Raw genomic sequence first — 17,527 nt, 5'->3', positions numbered from 1 at the left:
ACCTACTGGTGTTTCGGCTCGCGTCCGTCGTCGTCAAGCCCGAAGAATCCGCCGCCGCCTTCGCCGCCGCTCACGCGCTCAATGCGCAGCAGCTTCGAGTACGACGTGCCACCCACGATAATGGTGACCTTGTAGTCGCCCGTCGCCGCGAGCGCGTTCTGCCCGCCACGTCCGCCGCGACCACCACCACCGCCGCCGGGGAAAATCCCGATGGCCGCGAAGTCATCACCCAGCGCGTCGCGCAACGGACCGAAGATAGCCTGCAAGCCGGCCGGGCCCGCCGCGGCTTCGGGCGCCCCTTCACCGCCGCTGGCTGCGCCGCTGGCTGCGCCGCTGGCTGCACCACGACCACCGGCTTGGGCGGCAAAGCTTGGCAGTGCGCGCGTTTCACCGGGACGATCCTGGAAGCCGCCGGCACCGGCACCACCGCGGCCGCCACCACCACCACCAAACGCGCCGCCCAACATCGCGGCCATCTGCGGCGGCTGCTGACCCGTCTGCACCGTGGTGCGAATCATGGCCAGCATCGGGGCCGGTACCGCCCCCGCTTTCTCGAGTGAATCGAGCGCCCGCATCACGCGACGGTTGGTGTTGATGCTGTCGCGGAGCTGCGCCGGCGTGAGCGCAATGCGTGCCGGGGCCGGACGCTGCGCGCGCATGTCCCACACTACGTTGTGCAGACCAGCCTGTCCCGGACCGGTGAGCGAGCGGATCGTGTCACCGCTCGCGTCCTGCACGATCATGCGTACCTGACCACCGGCGTTCTCCGACAGCCGGTACCAGATCGATGCCCCATAGGCCGGGCTCGGTCCCTGGAACACACCCTGCCCCACATTTCCGCCGTTGATCGTCTGCTCGCCCCACTGGAACGCCGTACGCGGCGCGAACAGCGTGGTCTTGGCGGCCATGACCGCCGACGTCATCTGCTGAAGCGGCGTAATATCGGCGACCCAGATGGAACGTCCGTGCGTGCCGGCAATGAGCTCACCATCGCGCGGATGAATGAGCAGATCGTGCACCGGCGTGGTACCAAGTCCGCTCATGAAGCGCTGCCACGACTGACCGCGATCGATCGACACATACGCGCCCACGTCCGTGCCCACAAAGAGCACATTCTGATTCTTCGTGTCTTCACGGATTACGTGCACGAAATCTGTCTGACCTTTCGGCAGGTTGTTCACGATCGACGTGAACGTGCGGCCGAAGTTCGTCGTGACGAACACGTACGGCGTGTAATCGTCGTTGCGGTGATTGTCGAACGTCACGTAAAACGTCGCGCTGTCGAAATGCGATGGCTCAATGCGCGACACGTAGCTGCCGGCGGGCACGCCAGTGAAGTTCTTCGTCACTTCTTCCCACTGCGCGCCGTCATTGCGTGTGAGCCACACCCGACCGTCGTCAGTGCCGGCATACAACAGCCCCGAGCGAACCGACGACTCATTCAACGACACCACCGTGCCGAACGTCTCGGCGCCGGTCACGTCAGGCGTGATGCCACCCGTCGTTTTAAGCGCCACGTACAGCTTGGCCGAATCAGCATACGAAAGTTCACCGGAGATCGGGAACATGTCGTCGCCGGATTTCACACTCTTCAGCACACGGTTGGCGCCGAAATACAGCGTGGCCGGATTGTGATGCGAGATGATATACGGCGTGTTCCAGTTCCATCGTAGCGCGTACGCCACCGAATCCGCACGCTGTCGTATGCGATACGCCGCCATCTGCCGCTTTTGCGCCGCGCTGGCGGGCTTAATGGTATCGGGCCACACGGCGTAGATGGAATCATTCCACTGCAGGTAGCCACCGTCGCGCCACGTCGGCTTGCGTAGCCCCGTGCGCTCACCGGTCGCGAAGTTCAGACGACCCATGTTGCCGCCTTGCGAGGTGGAGTACATGATGTCGGTGTTCGTCTGATCCTGCTGCGTCACGAAGCCGTCGCCACCGCCTACGTTGTGCCACATCGCGTTGGTGACCGGCCCCTGCTTGCGACGACTCGGTCCACACCACGATCCGTTGTCCTGCAAGCCGCCGCACACGCGGTACGGCACACCCATGTCGGCCGAGATGTTGTAGAACTGGCCGAGTGCGATGGAATTGGGGAACGACCAGTTGCCACCACGATCGTTCGAGACCGCGACGCCACCGTCGTTGCCGGTAATGATGCGCTGCGGATCGTTGGGGTCGATCCACATGGCGTGATGATCCACGTGAATGCCTTCGGTGGTACTGCCGGCCGTCTTGCCGCCATCGCTGGAGTACTTTACCGGCGTAGACGACCAGTACACGCGGTTCGGATCTTTCGGATCGACGCGCACCTGAGAGTAGTAGAACGGGCGCGTGTTCTCGGGACTCATGTAGGCCCAGGTCTGGCCGGCGTCTTCCGAGCGATAGAGGCCACTCGGCCGCTTCTGCGGCGCAACCTTGGCGTCTTTCTTCGCGTTCGGCGCCGTATCGGCTTCGACCATCGTGTACATCACGTCGGGGTTCGAGCGCGCGATGGCGATCTCGATACGACCCTTTGTGGTGGCGGGGAATCCACCACCCTTCACCTCGGTAAACGTTTCGCCACCGTCGGTGCTCTTCCACAGGGATGATCCAGTGCCGCCCGATTTCAGGAAGTACGGACCGCGCACGCGCTCGTAGCTCGATGCCCAGACGGTGTTCGGATTGCGCGGGTCCAACTGCACATCCACGAAGCCCGTCTTCTCGTCGATGAACTTGACCAAGCGCCAATTCTTGCCGCCGTCGGTGGTCTTGTAAAGGCCGCGCTCCTTGTTCGGCCCCCACGGGTGGCCGAGGGCCGCCACCCACACGGTGTTCGGATCGGTGGGGTGCACCTGAACGCGACCGATGCTGCGCGTGTCGGCGAGCCCCAAAAACGTCCACGACTTGCCGCCGTCGCCGGAGCGATAGATACCGCCGCCCGGGGAGATGGAATTCCGCGAGTTGGCTTCGCCGGTGCCCCAATAGATCACGTTGGTGTCGGAGGGCGCGATCGCGAGATCACCACCCGACGACACACGGGCCGTGTCCATCACGGCCTTGAAGGTGGTGCCGTTGTTCGTGGTCTTCCACAAGCCGCCGCCGGCGGTGGAGACGTAAAACGTTTTTGACGGCGACGCGATGCCTTCGAGGTCGACAATGCGCCCCATCATGTTGGCGGGGCCGATGTTGCGCCAACGCAGGGCGTTGACGACGGCGTCGTCGATGGAAGCCTTGGGCGGCAGCGCCGTCTGGGCCATGAGCGGACTGGCCATCAGGACGGACAGGCCGGCGCCGAGGGCGAGGACGCGAATATGTCGCATGAGCGAGATGTGCAGAGGTGGACCAACGCGGCCCGAGCTTTCGTGGGCGGGACCAACAATGGGCTACGCCGTGGCGACCCGCAATGTTGTCGCGACGGGCGACTGCGGGTGGGATGGCCGCCACGGCCCAAGGTTGGGCGTATCCGTGTCGTTATCGTGCAATTCGATTCATCCGTGTTCCTGCTGTTTGCGATCGTGCCGGGCTACCAGCAGTCGTGTAGCCGACAGATCGGGAACAGCTGGAACACGGATTGAGCTACGGATTTCACGGGAACCACACGGATAAGCAAAAGCGATACTTGGCTTGTCCGTGCGGTTCCGTGTAATCCGTTTCTTCCGTGTTCAGGCTGTTGATGAATTCGTGGAGGCCACTGCGGCTGGTGTTCCGACCGGAGCTGTACACATCGGGAACACGGATTCGAAAAGGATTGCGGGTCCGCCACGGGCGCGTCTTTCGCGCGGCGTCGCTGTTCTAGCTGCGACGGAAGGGCACGATGAGGTCACGCGAAGGTGACGTCACCCTGTCGGATTCCGCGACGAACGGAAGCCAGACAGTCTCCCGCCCAGTCGGGTACATTCCATCAGTCGTGCGATCACCGCCTTTGATGGATGTCGCAGTCACCGTGACGAGCCCGGAATCTGCCCGACCCGTGTCAACTCGCCGACGTCGTAAAGAGTAGTTGCCGGAGGTCGAGGTGATGAATGAGACCACCGTGTCGAACCACGTAGAATCCGGAACACTCGCGACAACCCGAAACGAATCGAGCGGAGCGCCGTCGAGATTCACGACGCGACCACGAGCCGTCACGAGGTCGCGTGTCGCGAGGTCGCTGGTGATGCCTACTGTCGGGGCCTCCGCACACGCTGAGCGAACGATCGCGAGCGTCACCTGCGCTGGCGTGAGGCCCGCGGTTTTCCTGGATGGTATCGTCATTGAGCGTACCATAAGTGATTGTGGTAATTCGAACGCGCCGCTGCGTAAACCGTACGCCTGGATGGACGCGAACGCGATCGTCGAGGAGAGAGACCTGCGCAAAGCGTCGCATCGCCGCGGAGTCATACCGCATATCGTCCGCCGGCGGATCCAACCAGTGGAACCACTGCTGCATGCAGAATACGCGGAGCGGGGTTGCCAGCACCACCGGCGCCGTCCACGGACTGACCGCGTCCAGCTCCTGGAGAAACCGTTCAAGAGCATCGGAAAACGCAGTCCGTGGTCAGAGTTTCCCTAACCGCGAGCTGGCACCATCGTCGCTGGCACGCGTTGCGCGACCGGCTCCTCACTCTCCTCCAACGCCGGCGCCAGCAGCTTGTACAGCACCGGCGTCACCAACCGCGCGATCAGCGTGCTCGACACCAAGCCACCGATGATCACCCACGCCAGCGGCGAATACAGCCCCGATCCCTGAACGGCGAGCGGCAACAACCCACCAATCGCCGTCATCGTAGTGAGCACGATCGGCAGAAAGCGGATCTCGCCGGCCTGCTGAATGGCGTCGTCGAGACTCACCCCTTGCCGCCGCAGCTGATCGGTGAAGTCCACCAACAGGATGCTGGTTTTGATCTCGATGCCCACCAGCGCTACGAAGCCGATCATGGCGGTGAACGACAACGTGTACCCGCTCAGCAGCAGCGCCACGATGCCGCCCACCAAGCCCAGTGGAATCACCGAGGCCACCACCAGCGTGGTGCGGAAGTCGCGGAACTCGAGCACCAGGATCGCTAGGATCGCGAACACGGCCACGATGATCGCGCCACCGATGCCGCCGAAGCTTTCCTCGCGGCTCTCGATCTCGCCGGCGGGATGCATCACGTAGCCGGTGGGCAACGCGATCGAATCAAGCGCCGCCATGATCTGCTTGGTAACCGCGTCGGTGTTGTACCCCGACTGCACGTAGCTCGTGATCGTGACCGAGCGCTGACGATTCACATGATCAATCGTGGTCGGCGTCGCGCTGAAGCGCATGGAGGAGATCTGCGACAGCGGGATCATCGCACCGGTCACGCTGCTCACTTGGATGCGATCGAGCGCTTCCAGCGCCGGACGGCCGTCGTGCGCGATACGCACCATGAGCGGATACTCTTCACCATTCTCCGCGCGGATCGTGCCAGCCTCCAGCCCCGCGATACCGAGCCGCAAGGTACGCTCCACCTCCACGCTCGGAATGCCCAGCAGTCCCGCCTTCTGCTTGTCGACCACCAACGTGAGATCCGACCGACGCAACCGCACAGGGTTGTTGACGTACTGCGTGCCCTCAGTGCGCTTGAAGACCGCATCGTACTGCGCCGCCAATCGCTGCAGCGTATCGAGACTGATACCTTCAATGCGCATGGCGATCGGCGCGTCGATGGGCGGTCCGTTCTCGAATTCCTTCAACTCAATTCGCGCGCCTGGATACAACGTGAGTCTTTGACGCAGCGAATCGAGCGCTATCGGCGTGCGCACGTTGTCGTACGCGTTCAACAGCACAATCAGCTGACCGCGGTTCGGCGCCTCGGCCCGCTGAAACACGTTGTAATACACCACCGGGTTATCCTTGCCCACGTTCGCAAACACGCCACGCGTGTCCGGATGCTGTCGAATCACTGCCTCGGCGTAGCGCGCCGCGCGATCAGTTTCAGCCAGCGACGTGCCCTCGGGCGTTTCGATATCCACGTGGTACTGCGGGGTACCAGCCTTGGGGAACAGCGAGAAGCCCACCACCGGCACCAACGCCACCGAGCCCACCACCAGCAGCAGCGCGAACACCAACGTTGTGCGCGGTGCCGCCAAGGCGCGATGCAGCAGCGGCGCATAGGTGCGATGAATGCCGCGGTCGAGCCACTGCAACACCCAGTTGCCTTCGGCGTGCTCCGTGCGCGGCATGAGCCGACTGGCCAACCACGGGATAATCGTGAGCGATACGAACAGCGACGAGACTACCGCGTACACCACGGCAATGGGCAACGAACGGATGTACTTACCGGCCAAGCCCGGCAGGAACAGCAGTGGCAAGAAGGCAAAGATGAGCGTGCCGGTGGCACCCAACACCGCCACACCGATCTGCTTCGTGCCCTCGATCGCGGCCTCGGTGCGCGTGTATCCGTTGCGCAGGAATCGCGAGATGTTCTCGACCACCACGATCGAGTCATCCACCAGCAGACCCAGCGCAATCACGAAGCCCACGATAGACAGCTGATTGATGCTGTACCCTGTAGCGTACAGCAGCATCACGGCCATGGACAGCGACAGCGGAATCGAGATCATCACGATCACCGACGCGCGTGTGCCGAGCGGCAGCAGCGTGATGAGCACCAGCAAGAGCGCCAGGGCGAAATCCTTTCCGAGTTGCGACAGGCGACGATCAACGTTCGCCGATTGATCGAAGCCTCGCGCCAGCGTAATGCCCTTGGGCAATCCCTCTTCAAGCTCATCGAGCGCGGCCCATACGTCGGACTTGACCGCCGACACGTTCTTTCCCTTTTGTACGGCGACGGTCACCCACATCGCCCGCTGGCCATTCCAGCGTCCCATGTGCACCGCATCGCCGTCACCCCACTGCACCGTCGCGACATCCTGCACGCGCACCACCGCCCCGTTCGCACCCGCGATCACCGTGCGCTCGACGTCGGCGGCGGTCTTGTAACGACCGGTGGTGGCAATGTTGTATCGGCGAGTGCCCACATCCATCGATCCGCCGGGGATTTGCGCGTTGTCACTGCCGAGGGCGTTCAGCACGTGAGTGGGAGTGAGACCGAGGCGCGCCATACGCCCCAGATCGAGCGCGACCTGCATTTCGCGCGGCGGCGCGGCCCATCGCTCCGCCTTCTTCACACCCGGCACGCGCTCCAACGCGTCTTCAAATCGCTTGGCAATGTCATCCACCTGCGCGTATGGTGCCTGTGGCGCGACCAAGGCCAGCTGAAACACCGTGAGGTCGGAGTTCTCGTTGCGCAGCACTTCAAGTCGCTGCAGCGACGCTGGCAATTCGGGGCGCAGCGCATTGACCTCACGGATCACCTGATCGTACTTCCGCTCGGCGTCCGACTCCGAATCGAACTCGATCTTGATCACCGACAGCCCGTCGCTGCTGGTGGACTCGAGCTTTTTCACCTCGGTGAGTGATTTGAGCCGCTTTTCGATGGGCTCAGTCACGAGCTGCTCCATGTCCTCCGGCGAGGCGCCTGGATACACGGCCACCGTGGTATAAATCGGTACCGGGAAGTCGGGGTCCTCGGCGCGGGGAATCGCCCACCAGCTCGTGACGCCGAGGGCGCCAAACATCAGGAACAGCAGGACGGTGAACTGCCACCGCTTCACCGAAAACTCAGCCAGCTTGCTGATGAAGTTCATGGCACCACCGCCTTGGCCTTCAGCGCGGCGGTGAGCGTGTCGGCGGTCACGATACGGACGCGGGCTCCTGCGGTCACGTAGGCCGCGCCGCGCGTGACGATGCGCGTCTGAGCGGCAATCCCTTCGAGGTGCACACGATCACCGCTCACGCCAGTGACGCGGATCCGTTGAGGTTGTGCGATCAAGTAGCCGCGCGCATCACGCGCTTCGGCCACGGTATACACGGTGGCCGAGTCGCGGTCGGCCTCCAGCAAGGCATCCACGGATACCGAGGACCCGAGCGTGGTGCCACTCCTCGTCCCGCGCGCCGCAATCGCGACCGCGCCTACCAGTCCACTCGGTAGGGCGTCGGCGCCATCTACCGTGATTTCGACGGCATACGTGCCCGTGCGCGGATCGGCCGAACGTCCAACTAGCTGCACACGACCGGCAAAGGTGCGCGAAGGCAAGGCGTCGAAATGCACCCTGGCCGCGTCGCCAAGGTGTACGCGCAGTGCATCGCGATCGGGCAATCCCACGCGCAGCACTCGGCCCCGACGCGTACCACCCAAGTGCATGATCGGGGTTCCCGGCGATACGTTCGACCCCGCGGTGACCAGTCGTTGCAGCACGATGCCCGTCTCCGGCGCGACGATCGTCGCATACTCCCGATTGACCTTGGCCGTGATGAGGTCCGAGCGCGCGGCCTCGAGGGCTGATGTCGCGTCCTGCAATTGCACGAGGGTGGCAACACTGTCGGTCGCGAGACGCTGCACCCGGGCCTGATCGCGCTGCGCCTTGTCGAACCCCACCTGCGCCTTGTCCACCGAGGCGTTGATCTCGCGCAGGTCGAGCGACGCGAGCAGCTGGCCGCGTTGCACCGATGCGCCTTCGTCGACCAGCACCTGCGAGACGATGCCGCCGATCTTGAATGCCAGCGGGATCTCGTCGCGTGAGCCGAAGGTGCCGGTGGCGGTGACGTGGTCGGTGACCATGCTGTCGGACACGGTCGCCACGCTTACCGAGAGCGCTGGCGCACTGGGCAGGCCCGGCGTGCTCGACGCGTCGGGTGCGGGTGTGCGGTCGCAGGCGGCGAGCAGCGGGAGCATGGCCGCCGTGAGCAGCATGGTGGGGCGGAGCGAGATCATAGTGCGCGTGATATGCATGGTCATGAGGGCGGAGGGTGTGGACATGGCTGTCTGTTGGCTCGTGGCGGTGCGTCAGTTCGGCAGCGCGCGCAGTGCCGCGGCGCGTTCGAGTTCCACCACACGGGTGGCGAAGCTGAAGCGGGTGATCACCTGGTTGATCGCGGCCGACGTGAACGCGGTGCGTGCACTCAGGAATTCCACGGGCGTGGCCAGCCCCTCGGCAAATCGGCGCTGCACCAGCGAAAAGGCGCGCTGCGCACTCGCTAGGCGATCGTCGGCAGTCACGAGCGTGCTCCGCGCTGACTGCACGGCGTCGAAAGCATTGCCCACCTGCAGCGTGATCGCTCGCTCGGCTTCGCGGCGACGATAAACCGCTTCGGTGCGCGTGGCGTTGGCTTGTGCACGACGGGCCGCGTCCTGTCCACCATTGAAGGCGTTCCACGACAGCACCAGTGAGGCGAGACCGACATCGCTGCGATTGTCGAAACGATAGCGGTCGCCCTGCACCCCGTAGCTCGCTGCCAGCGCAAGGTTGGGCAAGTAGGCCGCGGCGGCGATGCGCTGCTGCGCGCGCGCGAGCGTGATACCGCTACCCGCTTGCGCCAGCTCTTCGCGATGCCTGAGCGCAGAGGAGAGAAGCGCCGCGCGAGACAGTGAGTCGACGAGCACCAACGTGCTGTCGTCCGCGAGCGCGATGGGGCTCTCGTCGTCGCGATTACGGAGCAGATTGAATCCGCGTCGCGCCGAATGGCGCTGTCTCGTCGCCTCTTGGATCTGCTGCAACAGTTCGCTTCGCTCGGCCCGCGCGCGCAGCAGCACGTCGGGCGTCGCCTGTCCGGCGCCAATGAGGCGTTCACTGACGCGCACGTTTTCGTCGAGCAGTGGCAATGTGCTCTCGAGGGTTTCGACCGCGCGCACCGTGCTGGCGTAGCCGAGCCAGGCCTGTTGGATGTCGGCCGAGAGCTGGCGCATGGCGGCCTTCCGGGTGGCGCCAACGAGATCCCGTTGCGCGCGGGCGGCGGCGCGCGCTCCAAACAACGCGTCGTTGAAGAGCGGCTGCGTGAGTTCGAGCTTGGTTTCCTGACGGAATGGGAGGGTCGCGTTCACATCGGTAGGAAACCGCGATTGCCCAATCAGCTGATTGAGCGCCGCGTAGGCCGGGTTGATGAAGTCCCCGATGTTCACGACGCCGCTGAACTCCGAGTAGCGCGCGTTGAGGCCGACGCTGGGCAGGAATCGACCGTTGGCCTCGCGGACTCCGGCGTCGGCGCGAGTGAGCGCCGCCGACTGCCGGGCGATGGTCAGGTTGGCGGCGAGCGCTTCGGCGACATAGCCGTCGAGGAGCTGGCGGGCACTTGGCGACGCTTGCGCGCGGGCAACCACCGTCACGCCGACCGAGAGCGCGACGACGGCGACGGCGAGCATCGCGTGGTTTACTTTGAACATCGGTAGTGTGTAGAACATTGCTCGCCTATAGAACAGTGTTAAGTAGAGAAGCCAAAAGAAGGACGCCGAAGCGTCCGGTGGAGCTGACTGCCTGACGGAATTCCGTTAGGCGGAGTTTCGAAGACTGCCCCGAATCATGGCGTCGCACATGGTTCGCACGGTTTCTCGGGGGTCGCGAAGCACGATATGTGGGTCACCGCAGTGGGTAAACCAGAGTGAGATGATGCCGTGAATGCCGCCCCAGACCATCTGCGCGAGCTCGGGCGCATCGCTCAGTTCAGGACGATAGACGCCTTGTTGAATCCCTTCGGTGACGGTCTGGAGGAGAAACCCATAGGCATCTTCGTCTGGCGATTTGACCACATGTCCATCGGCATCGAGCATCGGGTGCTTTAATGATGTCATGAACATGAACCGATACTGGCTCGGATTATCGAGTGCGAAGTCGGTATATGCCAACCCCATCCGCCGCAGCCGCTCAACCGGATCCTCGATCCGGCCAATCTTGTACATCGCCTGACCCAGCGACGAAAAGTCGGCCATGCACAATTCCACAATCAGGGCGTCCTTGTCCCGGAAGTGGTGGTAGATCGCCGTCGGCGTATAGCCGATCTTGGCCGCGATCGCCCGCATGGTCGTCGCCTCCACGCCATCCGACACGAACAGCTCCCGCGCCGCGTCCAGGATAGCCTGGCGCGTCTCGGCCTTCTGCCGTTCCCGGCGGGCCAGCGAAGCGGTGCGAATGGCGGACGTGGTCATGAATGGAAATGTGAGTGGTTCACTTAACGCTGTCAAGTGAGTCGCGCCATCAGGACACCCGCCACTGCTGCTGAACATCACGTACGGCGCCCTTACAATACACAGCGCCGCCCACAGATAGTCCAGCTCGAGCGGTTGCTCGCGGTAGCGTGTCCCGTGTCACCGCACGGGATAGCACATGGGATGAAACTCAGCGAGTCCAGCGACGCGCGACCAACATCAGTGTAGGATTCACGAGCCGACCATGCCCACCTCATTGTTCACGGTAGTCCCCTCTCGCGTCATTCGCGACCGCGTTACGACGGCGGTGGCGCTGGTCGTGTTTGGTGTCGGTGGGCCGTGGCACTCAATTGGTGCACAAACGCGCGTCGTGACGGCCCGGTCGCAGGCTCCGTCCGGCGCCTGGTCGCTGCCGGATCCTGAATCACTGATCTCGCGCGCAATCATCAGGATTATTACGCAGGATCGCCCTGCCGGCATCCCGATCGCCGAATACAGCGCCAAACGGTTCGGTCGCACAGCCACCACTGACGCGGTCCGTCACTACAACGGACAATCGCTCGCCCCGATCGCGTTCGGCCCGATCACCGACTGGAGCGACACCGGTGCCCTCGATATCGAACCCTGCCCCGCTGTCGGTGGCGTGGGATGCGCGAACCCCACGGGCGTCTGGGTGGCCATTACCCGCCTCGAGCGCGGCGAATTGTCGCACGAGATCAATCTCTCGTACACCACCCAGTTCACCGCGGCGCCGGCTCTCGAAGGACAAGTCCCGCAGACGCATCGCTACACCTTCTGCGAACGCTGGCTCCGCGTGGGCGGCGCGTGGAAGTACGACGGCTTCGTGAAGATGGTGCCGCCGTAAAACAGGAGGCAGTATGGAGTGGGACGTCGGGAGTGCGCTACGGGGCAGGGGTGGTCGCTGCTTCCGCCTTCGACAGCACCGTGTGACGCCGTCCCAGCCACAACGCCACGACCAGCCACACCGCGCTCATCGGCGCGGCGATCAACGCGATGGAACTCACCGCGAGACCAGCAGCTGACATGGCGGCGTAACTCCAGGCCCCGATCTGATCGCCGCTGCGGTACGCGAACGTGTCGATGAAGTTCTTCGCCTTGTATTTGTCTTCGGGTGGAATCACCGAGAACAGCACTTCTCGTCCGGGATTCGCAAACGCATAGTTGCCCGCGCGACGAATTACCGTGAATGCCACGAACAGTGACAGCGATGACCACACCCCGAGCGCACCGAACCCGATCACGCTCACCAGCGGTAGAATCGCCAGCGTCATGCCAACGCCGATCCACTTGATCACGCGCCCGGAAATGAACAGCTGCGCGAGCACCGTGAGCAGCTGCACATAGAAGTCGAGATTCGCCAAAAATGCCGTTCGAGATTCGCGGTCTGCGAACTTGGCGCCCACGATCTCGGCCTGCTGGAAGTACAGCACGGTGGTACCGATCGTGAAGAGCAGCATGAACAGACAGATGCCGAGCAGGTACGGCGACCGCACGACATGCGTGATACCGGCCAGCGAGGTACCGCCAACCGACCGCTGCGCGGCCTCACGATCGCGCGTTTCTGCGCGGAAGCTCGGTGGATACCGGCGAATCACCTGCACACCACATTCGAGCATCACCACCGACATCAGCATCAACACCGGCGTACCGACGCTCGTCGCCAGCAGCGACGTGAACTTCGATCCGAACATGCCGCCCAACGTCCCGCCGACTCCGATAAAACCGTAGAGCCGCTTGCCTTGTTCGCTGTAGAAGGTGTCGGCCATGAAGCCCCAGAACACCGACGGCACGAACAGACTGAAGACGCTGATGAAAATCCAGAACGCCGGTCCGAGATATCTCTCCTCTGCTGGTCCGGTGGTGTACACCGCCACCGAAAAGCCAACGAGCAACGCCGCGAAGATGCGGTACACGATCGGAATGAACCGACGCACCGGCAGCCGCGACACGATCGTGGCATACAGCGGATTCGCCAGCAGCGTCGCGACCAGGGTGCCCGTAAACAACCATGGCAATTTCGCCGTCCCCGCCGCAACACCGATCGCATCGCGAATGCTGCGCAGGATGAAGTAGCTGGCCAGCAGGAAGAAAAAGAACGTGAAGGCGAGCAGCGTGGCCCGCCACTCGCCTTCTTCCACCGTGACCAGCTTCGCCATGACGCGACGGATCACTACCTTCCGACCTTCGCGTGCCACGCCGCCAGCACCGTCGTCTCCTTCTCCGGCACAAGTCCCGCTCTCGCCTTTTCCTGCTCAGCGGCCGGGCGCGTCTTATACCAGTCGAGCGTATGCTTCGCCGTTTCAGCCAGCGGACGCACAGTCAGCCCGGCTTCGAATGCCTTGTTGCAGTTCACCGACATGAAACCGGCCGTGCGCCCGGTGGGCGGCATCCACACCGGCATGTCACTCCACGCCCGCACCTGATGCTCCGCCAGGAAATCGGCCGCCACCCACGTGAAGTGAGCATCGCTGCTGGTCACGGCTTTGATGCCGTACAACATCTCGGCAATGTTCGTGGGCGACTTGGGTCCGGTTGCGTTGAAGGTGCCGATGGTGTGGTTCTCCGCGAGGCGTACCATCCATTGGCCGAGGTCTTCAGCATCGATGTACTGCACCGCGTCGGTGGGGGTGCCCGGCGCGAGAATCTCACCGCCCTTGTCGATGCGCACCGGCCAGTAGGAGAATCGATCACTCAAGTCGCCGGGGCCCACGATCAATCCGGGACGCACGATCGTCACCTTGTCCGCGCCGAACTGCGCCTTCGCATCGATCTCGCACTGCACTTTGTTCGGACCGTAGTTCCCGACATCGTTCTTGGCCCACACCGCCGGCGCGCCCGGCGCGTGCAGTGGACCGCTCTCGTCCATGCCCACGATCGAGTTGTCGCGGTAGGTCGAAATCGTGGACACGAAGATGTATTGACCCACGCGCCCTTCGAGCGCTTCGCCAGCACCGCGTACCCACAACGGATTGCGCGTGGGATTATCGATCACCACATCCCAGGTGCCCTGCTTCAACCCATCGTGACCGCCGGCCAGATTGCGATCACCAAGAATGCGCGGGACCTTCGGGAACAGGGTGGCGTTCGTCTTGCCGCGATTGAACAACGTGACGCTGTGCTTCCGGGCGAGCGCGTACTCCACCTGATTCGGCCCGATGAACCCGGTGCCGCCGAGAATGAGAATGCGGAGCGGTGTCGGCTGCGCGCTTCCCGCTTCCGGACGATACACCAGCGAGTGCATCCCGTTGGCGCTGACGGCGCCGGCAGCGACGGGTAGTCCCAGCCCAACCGCGCCGCCGAGCAGGGCGGTGTGCGTCAGGAAGGTGCGACGATCAAGGCTCATCAGCGGCGTCCGTCGAGTTGTTGGATGGTCTTGGTGGACGCGGGACGCGTTTTGCGCAGGAGCGCCGACACCGTCTCCGCACCCTTCAGCGCACGCAGCACATTCTCGCCGGCGAGGCCCTTGAGTTCCATGTCGGTCCAGCCGCGCTTCAGTAGTTCCGCGAACAACGTGGGATACGTGGAGACATCTTCGAGGCCCTGAACGGTTTCCGTAATGCCGTCGAAATCTCCGCCAATCCCCACATGAGCCGCGCCGGCGATCTGCTTGAGGTGATCGAGATGGTCGGCCACGTCGGCAATCGTCGCGATCGGCGTGGGGTGCGTTTCACGCCACGCCGCCACGGCCTTGAACTGCGCGTCGTTGTCGTTCGGAAACCGCTTGGCAATGGAGTCGCGCACCGCCGTGACCTGCGCGCCGTAATTCGCGACCGCTTGCGACACGAAGCCCGGCACGAACGTCACCATTACTACGCCGCCGTTCTTCGGCAGTCGGGCGAGAATTGAATCGGGCACGTTGCGCGGCACATCGGTGATACCGCGGGCCGCGGCATGCGACCAGATCACCGGCGCTTCGGTTACCGAAAGCGCCTGACTCATCACCGCTGGCGACGTATGCGCCAGATCAACCAGCATGCCAAGCCGGTTCATTTCGCGTACCACTTCCTTGCCGAACGCGGTGAGTCCCCGGTGGCGCGGCACGTCATTGGCAGCGTCGGCCCAGTCGAGCGTCACGTTGTGCGTGAGCGTCATGTAGCGCGCGCCGAGTTCGTAGTAGGAGCGCAGTGCACCCAACGAATTCTCGATCGCGTGTCCGCCTTCCATGCCGAGCAAAGAGCCGATCTTACCCTGCGCATACGCCGTGCGTACGTCGGCGGCAGAAAAGGCCGGAACGAACACATCGGGATAGCGCGCGATCACGCGCTTGGCGATGTCGATCTGTTCAAGCTGAATGCGCGCGTACCCGGAGTCGCGCACCTCGCCGGGGATATACACCGACCAGAACTGTCCGCCCACCATGCCTTTGCGCAGTCGCGCGATGTCGGTCATGCCCGCCGTCTTGCGGCGGAGGTCGTACGCCACCACATCGAGGGGATCCTTCGCCGCTTCACGCATCGCCCACGGGAGATCGTTGTGCCCGTCCACCAGCGGCGCGTTGCGCAGCAGCTTGCGCACGTATGCCAAGCGCGCCTCGATCGACGCATCCTTCATTGACACGGCCAACGCACTCGGCGCCTTCGTGCCCGGCTTCTTGGCGCCCGCCTGCGCCGTTGCCAACGCAGGCACGGCGACCGCCAACCCAAGACTCACCACCCAAAACCCACGACGGCCATTCAGCATCCGAGTCGCTCCAGAAAGTGCGGGAGCATCTTGCGCCACCACGGCCAGTCGTGGTTCACGTCGTGCCCCCACAGGTCGAAGATATGGTCGATCTGCTTCCGATCGAGCAGATCGTGGAAGTTGCGCGTCATCTCAGGCTTCTCGTACGCGCCCTGGCCAGCCACCAACGCAATCTTCGAGTGATGACGCAGCAGGTCGAGCGCTCCGCCCTCCATATTCGCCACGTACCACATCGGATTGTTGAAGTAGCAATTGTCGTCGCTGTAGCCGTGCAGGTAATTCGGCGCCAAGTCGAAGAACCCACTCATGCCGACCAGTCCGCCGAACAGATCGGGACGACGGAAGAACGCGTTCGCCGCATGGAAGCACCCGAAGCTCGCGCCGGTGGTAATCGCGCGGGCCTGTCCGTCGCCGCACACGTGGCGGATATATGGCACCACTTCGTCTTCGATATAGCGTGAGTACAGCGCCTGACGCCGTCCCGCTTCCGCCACGGGCAGGCTGCGATCCATCCAGGCCAGCTTGTTGATGCTGTCGATCGAGAACACGCGGATACGTCCCTGCATCAGCAGGGGCTCGATCGCCTTGATCAACCAAAAACGCTCATTCTCCAGAAAGTCAGCAGCCGCTGTCGGGAAGAGCAGCACGGGCTGGCCGCGCCATCCATACGAAACGATCGGCATTTCGAGGCCGAGCGCGGGGCTGCGCCAACGATCAATCCGCTTGGGCAGCGAGGGGTCGACGAACTGTGGTGACATGCAGGGGAAAGCTCACCCACCTGCCGCAGCGGGGCCAGTGCAGCCGGTACGGACCGTTGCCGGGAAGTGACCGTTCCGTGGTCATTCATCCGCCGGTTCGGTACCACGGCGACGCACGTTCATCCGTCCGAGCACTCGGCGTCGGACGTCACTGACCCCTGGAGGCCTGATGCTCCCTCGCGCTTTTGACGCGTCGAACTCCCCGTACCTCACGCCAGCAGGCGACCAACCGACCCCCGTCGCCCCGCTCGAAGCGGACGTCTTCCCGCACCACGTCGACAGCATTCCGCCCGGCATCGTCGAGACCGGAACGTATGTGCTCCGCTTCGCCTGGTCCCGTCACGACCTGCATGCGGTGCAATCACTCCGATACCGCGTGTTCTGCCAGGAGCTGGGTGAAGGACGGAGTGAAGCGCGTGACCAGACCGTCGCGGCGTCGCTCGCCAGCTCGCGTGACGCCGACGAACGGGATCCCTGGTTCCACCACCTCATGATTTGCGAGCGCAGTACGGGCGCGATCGTCGGCACGTATCGCCTGCAAACGGCCGTTATGGCCGCCACACGGCATGGCTTCTACAGCGCCACGCTGTTCGAACTGGGCGCCGTGCCGGGCTTGGTGTTGGCGGGTGCCGTTGAAATCGGCCGGGCCTGCGTCGATCCCGCGCATCGCTCGGGACGCGTGCTCCGAATGCTGTGGAAAGGCATCGCGCGCTATCTGCAGTGGAACGACAAGCGCTATCTCTTCGGCTGCTGCTCGCTGCCGGGCGTTGCCTCGGAACCGGCCGTCGTGGCATGGAAGGCGCTCCACGCACGGTGCGCCTTCCATGACCGGGTTCTCGTGCGGCCGCGTCCCGCCGCGCGGGCGCTCGCCGATGACGGCCGGGTCCGACCTCTTGTCGACGCGACCGCACTCACGGCCGCCCTTCCTCCGCTATTTGAAGGCTATCTGTCGCTCGGTGCCAAAGTCTGCGGCGCGCCAGCGCTGGATTACGCCTTCGGAACGACGGACTTCCTCGTCTTGCTGGACGTCCACGACATGGATGCGCGGAGCTACGCGTCACTGTTCGGGTGATGCGGTTGCGGGTGATGCGGTCGCGG

Annotated in this window: 11 protein-coding genes; 2 read left to right on the top strand and 9 right to left on the bottom strand. The window is 63.8% G+C overall.

The features are described from left to right. Positions 1–2 precede the first annotated feature (2 nt). The 5 genes from ACLL97_RS04930 to ACLL97_RS04910 all read right to left on the bottom strand — a co-directional run bounded on the left by ACLL97_RS04930 (position 3) and on the right by ACLL97_RS04910 (position 10,970). On the bottom strand, positions 3–3,305 hold the full coding sequence (locus ACLL97_RS04930) for a VPS10 domain-containing protein (RefSeq protein ID WP_411279365.1): 3,303 nt from the start codon (positions 3,303–3,305) through the stop codon (positions 3–5). Positions 3,306–4,533: 1,228 nt separating this feature from the next. Next, positions 4,534–7,638: an efflux RND transporter permease subunit gene (locus tag ACLL97_RS04925; RefSeq protein WP_411279364.1), complete on the bottom strand. Its 3,105-nt coding sequence runs from the start codon at positions 7,636–7,638 to the stop codon at positions 4,534–4,536. Next, positions 7,635–8,810 (bottom strand): efflux RND transporter periplasmic adaptor subunit, encoded by a 1,176-nt coding sequence (locus ACLL97_RS04920; RefSeq protein WP_411279363.1) that lies wholly within the window; start codon positions 8,808–8,810, stop codon positions 7,635–7,637. The genes ACLL97_RS04925 and ACLL97_RS04920 overlap by 4 nt, the downstream gene beginning before the upstream one ends. 27 nt (positions 8,811–8,837) lie before the next feature. Further along, positions 8,838–10,229, bottom strand: coding sequence for a TolC family protein (locus ACLL97_RS04915; RefSeq protein WP_411279362.1), 1,392 nt, complete (start codon positions 10,227–10,229; stop codon positions 8,838–8,840). Between the two features lie 87 nt (positions 10,230–10,316). After that, positions 10,317–10,970: a TetR/AcrR family transcriptional regulator gene (locus ACLL97_RS04910; protein ID WP_411279361.1), complete on the bottom strand. Its 654-nt coding sequence runs from the start codon at positions 10,968–10,970 to the stop codon at positions 10,317–10,319. A gap of 244 nt (positions 10,971–11,214) precedes the next feature. Between ACLL97_RS04910 and ACLL97_RS04905 the strand changes: the two genes are divergently transcribed. Next, complete coding sequence (locus ACLL97_RS04905; RefSeq protein ID WP_411279360.1) at positions 11,215–11,835, top strand: hypothetical protein; 621 nt, start codon at positions 11,215–11,217, stop codon at positions 11,833–11,835. A 37-nt stretch (positions 11,836–11,872) separates the two neighbouring features. On the opposite strand, the gene ACLL97_RS04900 is transcribed toward ACLL97_RS04905, so the two are convergent. From ACLL97_RS04900 to ACLL97_RS04885, 4 genes are all read right to left on the bottom strand, one after another. Then, the gene (locus tag ACLL97_RS04900; protein WP_411279359.1) at positions 11,873–13,162 is read right to left on the bottom strand and encodes an NTP/NDP exchange transporter; all 1,290 of its coding nucleotides are present in this window, start codon (positions 13,160–13,162) and stop codon (positions 11,873–11,875) included. Then, positions 13,162–14,334 carry a twin-arginine translocation signal domain-containing protein gene (locus ACLL97_RS04895; protein ID WP_411279358.1) on the bottom strand — a complete coding sequence of 391 codons (1,173 nt, stop codon included), beginning with the start codon at positions 14,332–14,334 and terminating at the stop codon, positions 13,162–13,164. The genes ACLL97_RS04900 and ACLL97_RS04895 overlap by 1 nt, the downstream gene beginning before the upstream one ends. Next, complete coding sequence (locus tag ACLL97_RS04890; protein ID WP_411279377.1) at positions 14,334–15,542, bottom strand: dipeptidase; 1,209 nt, start codon at positions 15,540–15,542, stop codon at positions 14,334–14,336. Before ACLL97_RS04890 ends, ACLL97_RS04895 begins: the two co-directional genes overlap by 1 nt. Before the next feature lie 122 nt (positions 15,543–15,664). Continuing rightward, positions 15,665–16,429: an esterase family protein gene (locus ACLL97_RS04885; protein WP_411279357.1), complete on the bottom strand. Its 765-nt coding sequence runs from the start codon at positions 16,427–16,429 to the stop codon at positions 15,665–15,667. Positions 16,430–16,598: 169 nt separating this feature from the next. Here ACLL97_RS04885 and ACLL97_RS04880 point away from each other — a divergent pair, with 169 nt between their 5' ends. Continuing rightward, entirely contained in the window at positions 16,599–17,501 is a 903-nt protein-coding gene (locus tag ACLL97_RS04880; RefSeq protein ID WP_411279356.1) for a GNAT family N-acetyltransferase, read from the top strand. Positions 17,502–17,527 lie beyond the last annotated feature (26 nt).

Origin of the sequence: Gemmatimonas sp., from assembly GCF_046594945.1 — a bacterium.
Taxonomy (GTDB): Bacteria; Gemmatimonadota; Gemmatimonadetes; order Gemmatimonadales; family Gemmatimonadaceae; genus Gemmatimonas.
This window is presented reverse-complemented; position numbering and strand designations above follow the sequence as displayed.